The 15045-nt window shown below is 61.1% G+C and carries 17 protein-coding genes; 10 read left to right on the top strand and 7 right to left on the bottom strand.

The window, feature by feature from the left end; translation table 11 throughout:
* Positions 1–138 precede the first annotated feature (138 nt).
* Complete coding sequence (locus B0G83_RS25285; protein ID WP_105510127.1) at positions 139–1287, bottom strand: flagellin; 1149 nt, start codon at positions 1285–1287, stop codon at positions 139–141.
* Between the two features lie 267 nt (positions 1288–1554).
* Between B0G83_RS25285 and B0G83_RS25280 the strand changes: the two genes are divergently transcribed.
* Together B0G83_RS25280 and rpsU are read left to right on the top strand one after the other, a co-directional pair.
* On the top strand, positions 1555–2496 hold the full coding sequence (locus tag B0G83_RS25280) for an aldo/keto reductase (protein WP_105510126.1): 942 nt from the start codon (positions 1555–1557) through the stop codon (positions 2494–2496).
* A 359-nt stretch (positions 2497–2855) separates the two neighbouring features.
* Positions 2856–3068 (top strand): 30S ribosomal protein S21, encoded by a 213-nt coding sequence (gene rpsU / locus B0G83_RS25275; protein WP_006050883.1) that lies wholly within the window; start codon positions 2856–2858, stop codon positions 3066–3068.
* A 120-nt stretch (positions 3069–3188) separates the two neighbouring features.
* Here the strand turns inward: rpsU and B0G83_RS25270 are convergent, their stop codons facing one another.
* Positions 3189–3614, bottom strand: coding sequence for a hypothetical protein (locus B0G83_RS25270; protein WP_105510125.1), 426 nt, complete (start codon positions 3612–3614; stop codon positions 3189–3191).
* Between the two features lie 139 nt (positions 3615–3753).
* Positions 3754–4350, bottom strand: coding sequence for a DNA-3-methyladenine glycosylase I (locus tag B0G83_RS25265; RefSeq protein WP_105510124.1), 597 nt, complete (start codon positions 4348–4350; stop codon positions 3754–3756).
* Between the two features lie 140 nt (positions 4351–4490).
* Between B0G83_RS25265 and B0G83_RS25260 the strand changes: the two genes are divergently transcribed.
* A complete protein-coding gene (locus B0G83_RS25260; protein WP_105510123.1) occupies positions 4491–5372 on the top strand; it encodes a BadF/BadG/BcrA/BcrD ATPase family protein in 882 nt (293 codons plus the stop codon).
* 153 nt (positions 5373–5525) lie between these two features.
* The gene (locus B0G83_RS25255) at positions 5526–6347 is read left to right on the top strand and encodes a Cof-type HAD-IIB family hydrolase (RefSeq protein ID WP_105510122.1); all 822 of its coding nucleotides are present in this window, start codon (positions 5526–5528) and stop codon (positions 6345–6347) included.
* A 142-nt stretch (positions 6348–6489) separates the two neighbouring features.
* Here B0G83_RS25255 and B0G83_RS25250 read toward each other — a convergent pair whose 3' ends face one another.
* The 3 genes from B0G83_RS25250 to aqpZ form a co-directional block, all read right to left on the bottom strand.
* Positions 6490–6792 (bottom strand): PXPV repeat protein, encoded by a 303-nt coding sequence (locus tag B0G83_RS25250; protein ID WP_105510219.1) that lies wholly within the window; start codon positions 6790–6792, stop codon positions 6490–6492.
* Positions 6793–7091: 299 nt separating this feature from the next.
* The gene (locus tag B0G83_RS25245; RefSeq protein WP_105510121.1) at positions 7092–7799 is read right to left on the bottom strand and encodes a histidine phosphatase family protein; all 708 of its coding nucleotides are present in this window, start codon (positions 7797–7799) and stop codon (positions 7092–7094) included.
* Between the two features lie 176 nt (positions 7800–7975).
* Positions 7976–8716: an aquaporin Z gene (gene aqpZ, locus B0G83_RS25240; RefSeq protein ID WP_105510120.1), complete on the bottom strand. Its 741-nt coding sequence runs from the start codon at positions 8714–8716 to the stop codon at positions 7976–7978.
* A 293-nt stretch (positions 8717–9009) separates the two neighbouring features.
* On the opposite strand from aqpZ, the gene B0G83_RS25235 reads away from it, so the two are divergent.
* Positions 9010–9312: an H-NS family nucleoid-associated regulatory protein gene (locus B0G83_RS25235; protein WP_035554438.1), complete on the top strand. Its 303-nt coding sequence runs from the start codon at positions 9010–9012 to the stop codon at positions 9310–9312.
* A 322-nt stretch (positions 9313–9634) separates the two neighbouring features.
* Here the strand turns inward: B0G83_RS25235 and B0G83_RS25230 are convergent, their stop codons facing one another.
* Complete coding sequence (locus B0G83_RS25230) at positions 9635–10699, bottom strand: glycosyltransferase family 4 protein (protein WP_035554440.1); 1065 nt, start codon at positions 10697–10699, stop codon at positions 9635–9637.
* Positions 10700–11415: 716 nt separating this feature from the next.
* Between B0G83_RS25230 and flhD the strand changes: the two genes are divergently transcribed.
* From flhD to B0G83_RS25205, 5 genes are all read left to right on the top strand, one after another.
* On the top strand, positions 11416–11736 hold the full coding sequence (gene flhD / locus B0G83_RS25225; protein WP_035562573.1) for a flagellar transcriptional regulator FlhD: 321 nt from the start codon (positions 11416–11418) through the stop codon (positions 11734–11736).
* Positions 11737–11787: 51 nt separating this feature from the next.
* Complete coding sequence (gene flhC / locus B0G83_RS25220) at positions 11788–12366, top strand: flagellar transcriptional regulator FlhC (RefSeq protein WP_105510118.1); 579 nt, start codon at positions 11788–11790, stop codon at positions 12364–12366.
* 282 nt (positions 12367–12648) lie between these two features.
* Entirely contained in the window at positions 12649–13509 is an 861-nt protein-coding gene (gene motA, locus B0G83_RS25215; protein ID WP_006050895.1) for a flagellar motor stator protein MotA, read from the top strand.
* Between the two features lie 21 nt (positions 13510–13530).
* Complete coding sequence (motB, locus tag B0G83_RS25210; protein WP_035554444.1) at positions 13531–14538, top strand: flagellar motor protein MotB; 1008 nt, start codon at positions 13531–13533, stop codon at positions 14536–14538.
* A gap of 83 nt (positions 14539–14621) precedes the next feature.
* Positions 14622–14999: a response regulator gene (locus B0G83_RS25205; protein ID WP_105510117.1), complete on the top strand. Its 378-nt coding sequence runs from the start codon at positions 14622–14624 to the stop codon at positions 14997–14999.
* Positions 15000–15045 lie beyond the last annotated feature (46 nt).

Here is a 15045-nt window from a genome sequence, read left to right as displayed (position 1 = left end):
ATCTGAAATTGGGTAGTGCGGGATGCTACAGCATCGTGTGTTGCAAATGCACATCGGGAGGCGTGCCTCCCGTTGCTTGAAACCCGGCTGCGCGCCGTCTTTTGATAGCGCGGCGCGCAGCCAGTACTACGTCAGCTCTTATTGCAGGAGCTTCAGAACTTGCTGCGGGTTCGAGTTAGCTTGCGCCAACACCGAGATACCTGCTTGTTGCAGCACTTGCGCCTTGCTCAGGTTCGCCGTTTCTTGTGCGAAGTTGGCGTCCGTGATTTGCGATTGTGCCGACGACAGATCGGTCGACTCAGCTTGCTGCGACGTAGCGATTGCCGTGAAACGGTTTTGCGCGGCGCCCAGCGATGCTTGCAGGTTGTTGACCGTTTGCAGAGCGTTGTCGATGGAGACCATCGCTTCGTTCGCGCCCGTCACCGTGCTGATGTTCAGGTTCGAGACCGTCGGCGGGCTGTTGATCGCGTTGATCTGCGCCACTGCCGAAGCCTGAGCTGCCGAACCTGCGCCTGCCGTCGTCGTTGCAGCGGCCTGGAGTGCCAGTGCCGTACCTTGCGTACCCGTACCTGCCGTTGCGCCTGCGCCGAACACTGCAGCTGCGACGGTTGCGGCGATTGCCTGGTTGTTCTGGTCGGTGAAGGTATAGCCGCCCTTGCCGTCCGACAACACGTTGATTGCCGTGATGGCCGGGCTAGCTGCCGACGTGTACGTACCCGTTGCGTCGACGCTGACCGACACCGTGCCGACGGTTTGACCCGTTTGCACCAGGCCGCCACCGATCTTCGCTGCCGACATCGACTGGCTCAGGTTCAGGCTGATGGTCTGGCCAACGTTAGCGCCGACCTGGAACGTCACGTTACCTGCCGAGCCGTCCAGAATGTTCGTGCCGTTGTACGTCGTTTGCGACGCGATACGGTTCACTTCCGAGATCTGTGCCGAAACTTCCTGTTGCAGTGCGGCCTGGTCGCTCGACGACAGCGTGCCGGTCGATGCCTGCACAGCCAGCTGGCGAATACGTTGCAGGCTGGAGGTCAGCGACGACAGTGCGCTCGATGCCGTTTGAATCATCGACACGCCGTCGTTGGCGTTCGACACGCCTTGATTCAGACCGTTGATCTGCGTTTGCATACGCGTCGAGATCGCCAGACCTGCTGCGTCGTCGGCCGCGCTGTTGATGCGCTTGCCCGAAGACAGACGCGTGATGGCTTGCGAGAGGGCGCTTTGCGAGCCATTGAGGTTTTGCTGTGCAACCAGCGAGTTGATGTTGCTATTGATTCCGAGCATGAAAATCTCCTAAATAAGCCTTGAGCCCAATACGCCACGTTGGCATCGGCGGAAGCACTCGTTCATTGCTGGCCGCCTCAGTGAAGGTTGACGGCGCCCCTAAAAAAAACTTGAGGCACTTTGTTCAATGCCTTCCCAATTGTTTTGCCGCCGCGACGCTGCGCCACATCGCTGGAAGCCGCTTGCTGGCTTGCTTGGCGGGCGCACTGCAGGGATTGAAAAGGTGACGTATTCTCGTTTTATCTTGTAACAAACTCGGGAGAAATCATGCAGAAACGCAGGATTGGACGAACCGAATTGCAGGTCGCGCCGCTTATGTTTGGCGGCAATGTTTTCGGCTGGACCGCCGATGAAGCGACTTCGTTTTCCATTCTGGATGCGTTCGTCGACGCGGGTCTCGACTTCATCGATACCGCCGACGTCTACTCGGCCTGGGTGCCCGGCAACCAGGGCGGCGAGTCGGAGAGCATTATCGGTAAATGGTTCCAGCGGAGCGGCAAGCGCAGCCGGATCGTGCTGGCGACCAAGGTTTCGAAGCATCCGCAGCGGTTGGGGTTGTCGGCGGCGAACATTCAGGCGGCGGTCGAGGATTCGCTGCGGCGCCTGCAAACGGATTACATCGACATTTATTTTTCCCACGACGACGACACTGCCGCGCCGCTCGCCGAAACGCTCGGTGCTTACCAGAAGCTGATCGAGGCCGGTAAGGTTCGGGTGATCGGCGCTTCAAACTACGGCGGCGCGCGGATCGAGGAAGCGCTGGCGGTGTCCCGCCAGCACCAACTGCCCGAATATCAACTGCTGCAGCCGGAGTACAACCTGTATGACCGCGCCGAGTATGAACGCGACGTCGAACCGGTGGCGCTGGCCAATCAGCTCGGTGTGGTGGTGTATTGGAGCCTGGCGAGTGGTTTTCTGTCCGGCAAATACCGCTCGTCGGCGGATCTGGCGGGCAAAGCCCGCAGCAGCCGCGTCGAGAAATATCTGAACGAACGCGGCTTGCGGATTCTCGGCGCGCTCGACCGCGTCGCCGACCAGCACGGCAGCACGCCCGCCACCGTCGCTCTCGCCTGGCTGATCGCGAGGCCCAGCGTAACGGCGCCGATTGCCAGCGCGACTTCGGTCGAACAGCTTAAAAGCTTGGCGGCCGCCGTCCATTTGATGCTCACGGGCGCCGATATCCGCGAGCTGGACGAGGCGAGCGCCTGACGCGCGGATGGCCTGGCGCAATCGCTAAACCCCTGGTAGGATGGGGAGTTTCCTGATATCATCGGGAGTGAATTGAGATCTTTGCCTGTTTCGTCAATGTTTTCCGTTGATGAAAGGTTGGCGAAACGGCAACAGACGCGGCTTTTGCATTAACGTCTGTCCGCGTTCGGCGGTGAACTCCCCACCTCTCTTTTCCGGCCTCCGTGGCCGCTTTGCCTCTCGTTTCATTCGTGGTTTGGCCGGGTTCTGCCCGCGTTTGCCTGTTACTGGCCATGAATCGAAACGACCGGAGGGCCGGCGCGTGAGCGGTTTCCCGCCACGCAAATTAACCCGTATCAAGTGATTGAGTTAGGAATTACATGACGACGATTCTTCTGAAGGAAAACGAGCCGTTCGAAGTGGCGATTCGCCGCTTTCGTCGCGCAATCGAAAAGAATGGCCTGATCGCTGAACTGCGTGAGCGCCAATCGTACGAAAAGCCGACTACGGCACGTAAGCGCAAGAAGGCTGCTGCTGTGAAGCGCCTGCACAAGCGCCTGCGCAGCCAGATGCTGCCGAAAAAGCTGCACTAAGCACGCTTTTTTAGCACGGCCGAACGGCGGTGTGAGCTTCGAAAGAAGCCACATCGCCGTTTTGCTTTTGGGGCCGTCGAAGACCGTTGAGCGCGGTGGTTTAAGGTGAGTTGACGGGGATTAAGCGGCGCTTTTCAGTCGCTCAGATGACAGGCTGAATTGCAGGGCGATCGAACTCAATCGCTCATGCCATTCCCAGGTGCCGAATACGTCGTGGACGTTCTGCAGGCAACTGAGCAGGTCGATGGTGGCTGGGTCATAGACGTTGAGGCGCGCGCGCAGCAGCGCTTTCTTTAGCGCCGACACGCCGACGTCCATGTAAGCGGGCACCTGCACGAGTGATTTGCCGATGTAGCGCACGGGAATGCCCTCCATCGCGCTCATATAGTCGAGCGGTTTGATGAAGCTGCCGACTGGACAGCCGCCGCAATAACCGCGGTAGGCGCCCCCGCCGCGCGGCAGCAGCGCGGCGCGCTTCTGGCCAAGCAGATGAGTGACGGCCTGATCGAAAATATCCTGATGCGTCAGGAAGTTAAGCGTTTTCATGGTTGGTCTCCCACGCGTTACGCAGCGGTTATTCGTTGTTAGTGCGCATGACGATCAGTATCAGGCGCGCACCGATTAACGAAGCCCGGACTAGCGCGGCGAAAGACCCTCAATTCGCGGATTTGGCGCGCCGGCCGCGTCAAACCGCCTTGCGGTTGCGTCCCTTCTTGCCAAGCGCCGCGCATTGCACCCGACACATGCAATTCGTCTCGTGGTCGTTCACCATGCCGACCGCCTGCATGAATGCATAACAGATCGTCGATCCGACAAACTTGCAGCCGTAGCGTTTGAGCGCCTTGCTGAGCGCGTCCGAGACTTCGGTCGAGGCAGGCGCCTGCTTGTACGACGCCCAATCGTTCTGGATCGGCGTCTGGTCGACGAACGACCACACGAAGTTCGCCAGCGAGCCGTGCTCGCTCTGGATCTGCTGCACGGCGCGTGCATTGGTGATGGCCGCTTCGATCTTGCCGCGATGGCGCACGATGCTTTCATCCGCAACCAGCGCCTCCACGTGTTTCTGCGTAAAGCGGGCCACCTTGTCGATGTCGAAATCGGCGAAGGCGCGGCGGTAGCCGGCCCGTTTGTTAAGAATCGTCGACCATGACAAGCCTGCCTGAGCGCCTTCCAGCACCAGCATCTCGAATAGATGCTGGTCGTCGCGCGAGGGCACGCCCCATTCGGTGTCGTGATAGTGTGCGAGCGATTCGCTCGACGCCCAGTTGCATCGCTGTGTCACCGTCGTGCTCCTGCGTTGTCATGTCGCCCGCAAGCATAGCCGAAGCCGCATGTCGCGCAAGCTGGCCATTCGGCCGATTGCGGGATTGAAACGGACCTGCCACGCTACGCGTTATTCACCCTCTGAACTCTTTCAATTCGATGAGCCAAGACCTCTTTCTGATCGGCGTTGACGGTGGCGGTAGCGGCACGCGCGTGGTGCTCGGCGACGCGCAGGGTCGCGAACTGGCACAGGCGGCAAGCGGGCCGTCGGGTTTGGGGCTGGGCGTCGAGCGCGCGTGGCAATCCATCGCGGCCGGCTGCGGTGACGCATTCGCGAGCGCTGGGATCGCGCTCGACTGGTCGCGTTGCGTGCTGGGTTGTGGTCTGGCCGGGGTCAACAATCGCGAATGGCTCGCCGCGTTTCGCGCGCAGGCGCCCGCTGTCGCGGGGCTCGCGGTGGAAAGCGACGCCTACACCACGTTGCTCGGCGCGCACGGCGGCGCGCATGGCGTGATCGTGGCGTTGGGCACCGGCAGCGTGGCGGCTGTGCTCGACGGCGACGGCGAATGCCGCATCATCGGCGGCTTCGGTTATCCGTCGGGCGACGAAGCGAGCGGTGCGTGGCTCGGGCTGCGCGCCATCGTGCACGCGCAGCAATCGCTCGACGGGCGCGTTCCCCGCGACGATCTCGCGCAGGCGCTGCTTGCCCACACCGGTGCGCACGACCGAGACAGCCTGGTCGTCTGGCTCTGCGAGGCCAATCAGACCGCTTATGCGAGGCTGGCGCCGATCGTCATCGCGTATCGCACGCATCCGTTTGCGGCGCGTCTGCTTGACGAGGCGGGTGCGGAAGTGGGCAAGATGATAGCCGCGCTGGATCCGTCGGCGAGCTTGCCGGTCGCCTTGTGCGGTGGCCTTGGCGCGCCTTTGCGCGAGCATGTGCCGCAGGCTTGTCAGGCAAGGTTGCGCGAGCCGCTGGCCGACTCCGCGCATGGTGGATTGCAACTTGCGCAGCGCGAAGCCCGGCGCATTGCCGGCTGAGCGCGCTGGTTGAAGTGCGCTGGTTGAAGTGCTGGCTGAGCGCGCCGTTTAAGCGCGCAGCCCAGGTTTCACCGGCGGCGGTGCGGACCGCAGCCGCGATTTCGTCAGGCAACGGTAAAATACGCGCTTCGACGCTGCCCGGTTGCTCACACCATGTACAAAGTCATTGCCACGGATCTCGACGGCACTCTGCTCAATGCGGATCATCAGGTGGACCCGTTCACGGTCGCCACCGTACGCAAGCTGGAAAGCGACGGGCTGTACTTCGTGATCGCAACGGGCCGTCATTATTGCGACGTCGCAGGCATTCGCGACGTGCTGGGCATCAGCCCGTATCTGATTACGTCGAACGGCGCGCGTATTCATGCGCCAGACAACACCGTGATCCACGCCGACGACCTGCCGCCCGCGATCGTGCAACGCCTGGTGCTGCCGGAAATCGTCGGCGAGCATGGCCGCATCATCGTCAACCTGTTCGCGGACCAGGCGTGGTTGATCGATCGCGATGCGCCGGATCTGTTGAAATTCCATCAGGATTCCGGCTTCACCTACGAGGTGACCGATCTGCCGAAACACAACGGCGCCGACATCGCGAAGGTTCTCTACATCGGCGACCCCGCCGATCTCGCGCAAGTCGCAACGAACCTTGAGCGCGAATTCGGCGACGCGTTGTACGTCACGTATTCGCTGCCGGACTGTCTGGAAGTGATGACGTCGAACGTATCGAAGGGGCGAGCGTTACAGATCGTGCTCGGGCGCCTGGGCGTGAATGCCGCGCAGTGCGTGGCGTTCGGCGACAACATGAACGACATCGATCTGCTGGAGACGGCGGGCCATCCGTTCATGATGAACAACGCCAACCCGGATCTCATCACGCGCCTGCCGAATGTGCCGCGTATCGGCAACAATTTCGAGGCGGGAGTTGCGCACCATCTGCGTAAGCTTTTCTCGCTTAACGACGAACTCATGTCCTGAGCTGAAATGAAACCGGCCCGGTTCCAGTTTCATGGAAGCGGGCCGGTTTGCGACGCAAGCTATTTGAAAAGCCCAGGCAGCGCACGCTCAATCATTCGCGATCGCTCAGCGGCATCCTGGAGCGCGTTAGTGTGCTGAACGATCACCCGTGCCATCCACCGCGGTAACCGCCGCGATCGTCATGGCCCCAGCGGCGGTCGTTATGATCCCAACCACGCCCATCGCGGTGGTCACGGCGGTAGTAGTCACCGCGATCATAGCGATGGTCCCATCCGCCATCGCGGTAGTAGACCGGTTGTGGCGCTGCATAGACCGGAGCCGGTTGCGCATAGACCGGTACGCCGAGCGACAGGCCGATATTCAGATTCGTATGCGCTTGCGCGACACCGCATACGCCGACCGCGAGTCCTGCGGCAACGAGCAAGTGAGTGACGATGCGTTTCATGTTGTTCTCCTGTGAGGCGACGAGTGTTTGTCGCACAGGATCAATGTACGCATGCCGGCCCGAGGTGACTGCGACGAGATGTTACGGACTGCAAGCATCTTCACAGGGTTGAAAGCTCGCTGAAGCCGGGTCCATGACGCGCTGCTCAGCATGGCGGCCTCCGCCAACTCGCTGTTCTATAGACGGTTTCCCTACCACCCAGAAGAAAGAACGACGCCGGCGTAATGAGTTGCCAGAAACGATTTGCCGGAAACCTGGCCGCCGTGTTCGTAATCGTGGCTTACATCTGTATTACCGAATTAATCCGCCGCGTTCGACGAAGCCGCCGATGCAGCCGCCGATGCAGCCGCCGATGGCGCGCCGGGCAGCGCCGCGCACGGGCAATCGGTAGAACGGCCATCTAGGCCCTCGCGGTCATGCTTGAAAGTCGCCTGGGCGACGCCGTTCTGCCAGTTGAGGCGAACAATATAAATACTGTCGAAGTCGTCGCTCTTCCAGTTCGGGACATCGGCGGGATTGCCGCCGTGCGCGCTCAGCATCTGGCGCAACAACTTCACGATCAGCTTGTGCTCCCAGGCAACGACGATCAGCTTGCCGCGATTGTCGGGATTCACGAGCGCGGCACCCAACTGGTCGATCTGCGCAAACCCGTACGGCGTTTGTACGGGCATCTGGAATTGAATGGCCGTCGGCTCGATCGTGGCAAGCGGCCGGATGTAGTAGTAAGGGTGGCCGCTGTCGTCTTTCTGCTGGCCGGGATCGGGGGCGTAGATCGCATCCGGTTTGCCGAACTTGGCCGCGATCACCGCCGGCAAAGCCAGCGCCCGGTTCAACCCCTGGCAATTGAGTTGCCCGTAGCCCGCTGCGGGTTTCTCGCCGTGCCGCACGAACACGAGCGTTTCGGTATGACTGTCGGTCGCATGCGCATTGGGTAAAGCCAGCGCGTCGGCGCACAAGCCGCCGACAATGAGTGCGATGCCATGCAGAAATCCGCGGAAACGGTTCATTGGTAGTACCTGTGCGAGCTTGGGAAGTCGCACGATTCTAGCAGCGGACTTTCAGCCCGCCCTTCGCGGCATGCCGAACGCGATGCAAGGGTGAACCGGCAACGGAACGACCCGAAACAAAGCGAAGCGGGCGCCGAGGCGCCCGCTTAATCTGCTTGCTCAACCGCATCCGCCGATCAGTCGACTGCCAGCGTCGCCGAATTGCCGCGGCGGTTTTCGGCGATAACCGGATACAGCACGCCTGCAATCATCGCGCCGAGGATCGGCGCCACCCAGAACAGCCAAAGCTGATCCATTGCCGCCCCGCCGACGAAGAGTGCCGGCCCCGTGGAGCGAGCCGGATTGACCGACGTGTTGGTGACCGGAATGGAGATCAGATGAATCAGCGTCAGGCACAAGCCAATGGCGATCGGCGCGAAGCCGGCCGGCGCGCGCTTGTCCGTTGCGCCCAGAATGACGAACAGGAAGACGCCGGTCATGACCACTTCGCAAATAAACGCCGCCGCGAGCGAATAGTGGCCCGGCGAGCGTTCGCCATAGCCGTTGCTGGCGAAGCCGCTGGCCACGAGGTCGAAACCGGGTTTGCCGGACGCGATCAGCGACAGCACCAACGCGCCGAGCACCGCACCGATTACCTGCGCAACGATATACGACGGCAGATCACGCGCTGGAAAGCGCCCGGCGACCGTCAAGCCGACGCTCACCGCCGGATTCAGATGGCAGCCGGAAATGTGGCCGATCGCATAAGCCATGGTCAACACGGTCAACCCGAACGCGAACGCCACGCCCACGAAGCCAATGCCGAGACCATGAACCGGGCCGGCGAAGTTGGCGGCGAGGACGGCGCTGCCGCAGCCGCCGAGTACGAGCCAGAAGGTGCCGAAGAGCTCGGCGGCGAGGCGTTTTGACAACGGCATGATCGGTAATCCTAAAAAGAATGGCGCTTTACACGGCACAGATGGCACAAGCCGCGCGTAGAGGTTTGAGACGCGCAATTCTAAGGAAGGGCAGCCAGAATGGGTGTCAAGAATTGTCAAAAGAGGAGTCTGCTTTACCTATTATTGCCGGATAAAGATGGCGTTTTACAATTCATCGAAGTTTAATAATTATCAGAGGATATCTTCCTAAATCGGTATTATTGGCCATTGCGAATTTTTATAATTGCAGTTAGTCTGCGAGCGAATGAGTTCTAGAAAAGGGGAGAGCCGGAATGTCACAATACGCAGATCTCAAGGCGCAGATCGCCAAATTGCAGGCGCAAGCAGAAGAAGCGCGCCGTACTGAAATCGACAATGTCGTCGCCGACATCCGCCAAAAGATCGCTGAATACGGTCTAAGCGCGCAGGACCTGGGCTTTGCGGTCGCGGCGCGGCGAGGACGCCCGCCCAAGAAGGCGCCGTTGCCCGCTAAATACCAGGATCCCAAATCGGGCAATACGTGGAGCGGGCGCGGCAAACCGCCTAAGTGGATTGCCGGCAAGAATCGCGAACGTTTTCTGATTGGCGCGGCGTGAGTCTATTTGCAGCCCGGCGAAAGCCAACTGAAGGTTAGCCGGCAATCGGACTTATTGACCGCACGCGAATCCGGTATGGGAGCGTATCCATACCGGCATTAAAAAAGCCGCCCGGGGAGGCGGCTTTTTCTGCAAAAGAGGTGGGATAACTCTGACTTCCCGCCCGCGCAAACGATTCACATGCTGAATTGACTGCCGGCTTGGCCGGGAAATGGGAAAGTCTCTGAAAGCGGCGTAAGCGGGTGAGCGCCACGCTTAAACGCCGCTAAACGATGGGACTCAACGCGCTTGTCCCACGCTATTCACCTCATTCAACCCGATCTCAGCCCACTGCCACCTGGCGCAGCATCGGCCGGCGGGTCGCTTCGATCAGGGCCGAATAGCCGTCCACATAGTTCTGCGCCATCGTTTTCGAACTAAACCGGCGTTCGAATTGCGCGCGAATCTCCGTCCGCGACAACTCGTCCAGACGCTGCAGCGCGGCCACGGCGCCTTGCACGTCCTCGACAATGTAGCCCGTCACGCCGTGATCGATCACTTCCGGCACCGAACCACGGTTGAATGCGATGACCGGCGTGCCGCAGGCCATCGACTCGATCATCACCAGGCCGAACGGCTCGGACCAATCGATCGGGAACAACAGCGCCTTGGCGCCGGACAGGAACTCGGGCTTCTGCGCCTCGTTGATCTCGCCGACGAACTCCACGTGCGCCATCGACAGCAGCGGCTCGATCTCGCGTTTGAAGTATTCCTGGTCGACCTTGTCCACCTTCGCGGCGATCTTCAGCGGCAAACCGCTTTGTGCAGCGATCTTGATCGCTGTATCGACGCGCTTCTCCGGGCAAATGCGGCCGAGGAACGCCAGGTATTCCGGCTTCTTGTGCGCCTGCGGCGTCAGCAACTGATCCGGCAACCCGTGGTAAATCGTGTTCAGCCAGTTGGCTTGCGGCAACGGCAGACGCTGCGAATCGGAAATCGACACCACCGGCACATTGGAGAACGCGTCGAACACCGGTTGCAGTTCCGGCAAATCAAGGCGGCCGTGCAGCGTGGTCACGAACGGCGTGTCCATGGTCGTGAACAGCGGGAACGGCATGTAGTCGAGGTGGAAGTGCAGCACGTCGAACTCATGCGCAACCTTGCGCACCTTTTCCATCATCAGCACGTGCGGCGCCAACGCGTCGCGAATCGTCGGATCGAGACGCAGTGCGCGCGGCCAGCAGGCGTCGAGATTCGCGGACGTGACCGAGTCGCCGCTCGCAAACAGCGTGACATCGTGGCCGAGGTCGACCAGCGCTTCGGTCAGGTACGACACGACGCGTTCGGTGCCGCCATAGAGCTTCGGCGGGACGGCTTCATACAACGGCGCAATTTGTGCGATTCGCATGCGTTTCTCCTATTCAGAACGGCTTCGCACGCGGCGCTCGAGTCGAGCGAAGAGCGAATGCCTGTCGGACGGTTGGGCGCGGTAAGCCGCCGCCCGGGGGTGCTCCGAACCTGCATCGGGTAATCCCTTAGCGTTCATTATCGGGATCGGCCGAGCTAATTCGAGTTATTTTTCAAACGCTTAATGTTGTTACAGCGCGAAACATGGTGCGTTACAGGTCGACTGGACGCTCACCGTGGGCATTCAACCGATGGTCGCCATTCGAAATGAAACGCTGCGCACGCTCCAGCAAGCCGCGCGCCCGGCCGCTGGAGGGCCGACACTACGCACCTGCGTAAGCACGCGTTGCGCAGAAGTGAAATGGTCTTATAATTATTTTTCACCGCAGCAGAGGTGCGGATTCAGAGTGGCTAAACACTCACCGTTCACTCCTCATCCTTTCCAGGCGCGTATTCAACACGCATTGGAAAGCACAAATTGCGCGCATATCGCGCCAGCTCACTTCCCCCTGCACGTCTCTTTGTAGGAATTATTCCTACACGAATGACGGATTTATCCGTCAGGCAGGCTGGGTGTCTGTCCGATTTTCGTCCGCTGCCCCTTTCGAGACAATGTGCGCAAGACCAGAAACGAGCCGATTCGTGCGGTTTGGGTGCGCGCGTTCGAGCAAACGTTTCCGTAACGGCCTGACCAGCCAGATTTACCCCGGGGGAATCATGAGCGCGACAAGCGAAATGCTCAATGAGATCAGAGAAGTCAACCTGTCGTATCTCCTGCTAGCGCAGCGATTGCTGCGCGAAGACAAGCCGATGGGCATGTTTCGCATGGGGATTTCGGACCAGTTAGCCGATGTGCTCGCCAGTTTGTCTCTGGCGCAGACCGTCAAGCTGGCGGCGTCCAATCAGGTGTTGTGCCGTTTCCGTTTCGACGACCATGCCGTGTTGTCCGCGCTCGCGGACAAAGGCAAGACCAGCGCCGTGGCTCAGGCGCATTCCGCGATCCTGATGGCTAGCCAGCCAGTCGAGCAACTCGGCTGATGGCAGCTCGCACGTCAAACAAAGCGATCAGGACGGGAGATCGGCACGCGGATGGCCTATAAAAGTGTGGTGCTCGAAGTCAGGGAAATCACCCTGGCCATCGAACTGATCGAACTGGGCGCGCGCTTGCAATTGCTGGAAGCAGAAACCAGTCTGTCGCGCGACCGGCTCATCAAGCTATATAAGGAATTGAAAGGGGTGTCGCCACCCAAGGGCATGTTGCCGTTTTCGACCGACTGGTTCATGACCTGGCAGCCGAACTTTCATTCTTCGCTGTTCTACAACATCTACCGTTTCATGGCCGGCCACGGCGGTTGCCAGACGATCCAGTCGATCGTGAAAAGCTACCGGCTGTATCTGGAGCATGTCCAGTTGCACGACGACGAGCCGGTGCTCAGCCTCACGCGTGCGTGGACGCTGGTGCGTTTCTTCGATTCCGGCATGCTGCAAATGACCGCCTGCTGCCGTTGCGGGGGACATTTTGTCGCGCACGCACACGATCCGCAGCATGCGTTTGTGTGCGGGCTGTGCCAGCCGCCGTCGCGGGCCGGTAAGACAAAGAAATTCGCCGACGCCAAGAAATTCGCCGACGCTCGCGCCCGCGAGAACCTTGCCGCACTCGAAGCCTGAGCCAGGGCGGCTGCGGGCGACCAACGCGGCCACTCCGGCCGCCACGGCCACCGCAACGGCCACCGCAGCCGCCCGCGGCACGCCGCCGCACCGCGCGCCGGCCACTTCCCTATCCGGCGGACCCTTCGGTCCGCCCGTTCCGCGCCGGCCCTTGCCGGGTCTGGCGCATCCGCCTCTGGTTTACACCGGAGCGACGAGCCGCTTTTCCGTCAAAGTTTTCTGCTCCGTTGCCGTAAACCAGATTAACGACGGTCACCGTCGCTTCTTTGTGAGGGCTCGGCAGTGCTGATTTTCGTGGGAACTCTCGTGACGCTGTTGTCCGTTTTCGGCGGTTACGCGCTGGAAGGCGGCCATCTTGGCGCGCTGCTGCAGCCTGTTGAAGTGCTGATGATCGTCGGTGCGGGCGTCGGCGCGTTCATTCTCGGCAACGGAATGAAGACGATCAAGGCGACGCTGCGCGTCATTCCAACCCTGTTCAAGGGCGCGAAGTACAACAAGGACGTCTATATGGAGCTGATGGCCCTCCTCTACGTTCTGCTGGCCAAGGCGCGCAAGGAAGGCACGCTGACGCTGGAGGCGGACATCGACGATCCGTCGAAGAGTCCGATCTTCACGCAATACCCGAAGATTCTCGCCGACCATCACATCATCGAATTCCTGACCGACTACCTGCGCTTGATGGTGGGCGGCAACATGAATGCGTTCGAGATTGAAAGTCTGATGGACGAGGAAATCGAAACGCATCACCAGGAAGGCGAGGCGCCCGCGCACGCACTGAACAAGGTGGGCGACGCCATGCCGGCGTTCGGGATCGTGGCTGCGGTGATGGGCGTGGTGCACACCATGGCCTCGGCCGACAAGCCGCCCGCGGTGCTTGGCGAGATGATCGCCCAGGCGCTGGTCGGCACCTTCCTCGGGATTCTGCTTTCGTACGGGCTGATCGGGCCGCTTGCGAGCGTTGCCGAACAGCGCGTGACCGAGTCGACCAAGATGTTCCAGTGCATCAAGGTGACGATTCTGGCCAGCCTGAACGGTTATGCCCCGGCGATCGCCGTCGAATTCGGCCGCAAGGTGCTCTTCTCGACCGAGCGCCCGTCGTTCGCCGAGCTCGAAGAGCACGTGCGCCGCGTCAAGGCCAAGTAAAGGGCGCCGGGAACCGAATCGATGAGCAAGGATAAAGACCGCGCCATTGTCGTCAAGCGCGCAGCACCGAAGAAGGCCGGCCATCACGGCGGCGCATGGAAGCTCGCGTATGCGGACTTCATGACCGCGATGATGGCGTTCTTCCTGCTGATGTGGCTGCTGAGTTCGGCTTCCACGGTGCAGTTGAAGGGGATCGCCGATTACTTCAACCAGCCGTTGAAAGTGACGCTGTGGGGCGGCGATCGCAGCGCGGAAGACTCCAGCATTCTGAAGGGCGGCGGCCGCGACATTTCGACCGACGCTCAAGGTATTACGCGTATCACGGACGGTCAGAACAGCCGTGCCCAGCGGACCGTTTCGCACAGCAACGACGACTCGATGAATCAGTCGCAAGGCGAGCTGGAACGCCGTGAGCAGGTTCGGCTGCACGATCTGCAGGTCAAGCTGATGGCCGCCATTGAAGCGAATCCGGTGTTGCGCCAGTTCAAGCAGCAGATCCGCATCGACTCGACGCTGACCGGCCTGCGCATCGAGATCGTCGACTCGCAGAAGCGGCCGATGTTCGCGACCGCGAAAGACCAGGTGGAGCCGTACATGCGCGACATTTTGCGCGAGATCGGCCACACGTTGAACGACGTCCCGAACCGCATCATCGTGCAGGGGCACACCGACGCCGCGCAGTATGCGGGCGGCGAGAAGGGCTACAGCAACTGGGAACTGTCCGCGGACCGCGCCAATGCATCGCGCCGCGAGCTGATCGCCGGCGGCATGGACGAAGCGAAGGTGATGCGCGTGCTCGGTCTCGCGTCGACGCAGAACCTGAACAAGGCGGACCCGATGGATCCGGAAAACCGCCGCATCAGCATCATCGTGTTGAACAAGAAGTCGGAAGAGGCGCTCGATCACGACGACTCCACCACGACCACCTTGTCGGACGACGCAGCCGGCTCGAAGCCGCTGCTGCAAAAGCTTGCGCAGCCGGTGACGGCTGCACCGAAGTTGCCGGCGGCGGCGCCGGCGGCCCAGTAACAGACAGCGGTCGTCTGGCCGGTTCACGCGCCCACGGGCGCGGACCGCCCGGCGGCCCATAGCGTAAGTGCAGCGAGGTTTTCATGATCAGGCATATCCTGGCAATCGACGATTCGGCATCGATGCGGCAGATTCTCGCCGCGACGCTGACGACGGCCGGCTATGAGGTGACGCTCGCGTCGGACGGCAACGAAGGGCTCGAAAACGCGCTCGCCATGTCGTTCGACCTCGTGTTGACCGACCAGCACATGCCGGGCAAGACCGGCCTCGATCTGATCGCCGCGCTGCGCGGCAACCCGGCCTACCAGGCGACACCCATCCTCGTCCTCACGACGGAATCGGGCGAGCCCTTCAAGGCGGCGGCGCGAGCGGCGGGCGCGACCGGCTGGATCGAAAAGCCACTCGACCCGGACATGCTGACCGAACTGGTGGCGGCGTTGGCCGAACCGGATCAGGCGTAAGCACCACCCTTAGACCAAGTTATAGAAGCTCTCGACGCGGCGGCAC

The organism is Paraburkholderia sp. BL21I4N1 (assembly GCF_002973525.1).
In the GTDB taxonomy this organism is placed as follows: domain Bacteria; phylum Pseudomonadota; class Gammaproteobacteria; order Burkholderiales; family Burkholderiaceae; genus Paraburkholderia.
Note: the sequence above shows the minus strand (reverse complement) of the source record. Positions and strands in the feature narration are given on the sequence as shown.

Bases quoted from the DNA above. Each gene is read 5' to 3' on its own strand.
- B0G83_RS25270 (WP_105510125.1), bottom strand. From the start codon at position 3,614: ATGAAAACGCTTAACTTCCTGACGCATCAGGATATTTTCGATCAGGCC.
- B0G83_RS25260 (WP_105510123.1), top strand. From the start codon at position 4,491: ATGAGCCAAGACCTCTTTCTGATCGGCGTTGACGGTGGCGGTAGCGGC.
- B0G83_RS25235 (WP_035554438.1), top strand. From the start codon at position 9,010: ATGTCACAATACGCAGATCTCAAGGCGCAGATCGCCAAATTGCAGGCG.
- motB (WP_035554444.1), top strand. From the start codon at position 13,531: ATGAGCAAGGATAAAGACCGCGCCATTGTCGTCAAGCGCGCAGCACCG.
- B0G83_RS25255 (WP_105510122.1), top strand. From the start codon at position 5,526: ATGTACAAAGTCATTGCCACGGATCTCGACGGCACTCTGCTCAATGCG.
- B0G83_RS25230 (WP_035554440.1), bottom strand. From the start codon at position 10,699: ATGCGAATCGCACAAATTGCGCCGTTGTATGAAGCCGTCCCGCCGAAG.
- B0G83_RS25245 (WP_105510121.1), bottom strand. From the start codon at position 7,799: ATGAACCGTTTCCGCGGATTTCTGCATGGCATCGCACTCATTGTCGGC.
- rpsU (WP_006050883.1), top strand. From the start codon at position 2,856: ATGACGACGATTCTTCTGAAGGAAAACGAGCCGTTCGAAGTGGCGATT.
- B0G83_RS25285 (WP_105510127.1), bottom strand. From the start codon at position 1,287: ATGCTCGGAATCAATAGCAACATCAACTCGCTGGTTGCACAGCAAAAC.
- B0G83_RS25205 (WP_105510117.1), top strand. From the start codon at position 14,622: ATGATCAGGCATATCCTGGCAATCGACGATTCGGCATCGATGCGGCAG.
- flhD (WP_035562573.1), top strand. From the start codon at position 11,416: ATGAGCGCGACAAGCGAAATGCTCAATGAGATCAGAGAAGTCAACCTG.
- B0G83_RS25250 (WP_105510219.1), bottom strand. From the start codon at position 6,792: ATGAAACGCATCGTCACTCACTTGCTCGTTGCCGCAGGACTCGCGGTC.
- B0G83_RS25280 (WP_105510126.1), top strand. From the start codon at position 1,555: ATGCAGAAACGCAGGATTGGACGAACCGAATTGCAGGTCGCGCCGCTT.
- flhC (WP_105510118.1), top strand. From the start codon at position 11,788: ATGGCCTATAAAAGTGTGGTGCTCGAAGTCAGGGAAATCACCCTGGCC.
- aqpZ (WP_105510120.1), bottom strand. From the start codon at position 8,716: ATGCCGTTGTCAAAACGCCTCGCCGCCGAGCTCTTCGGCACCTTCTGG.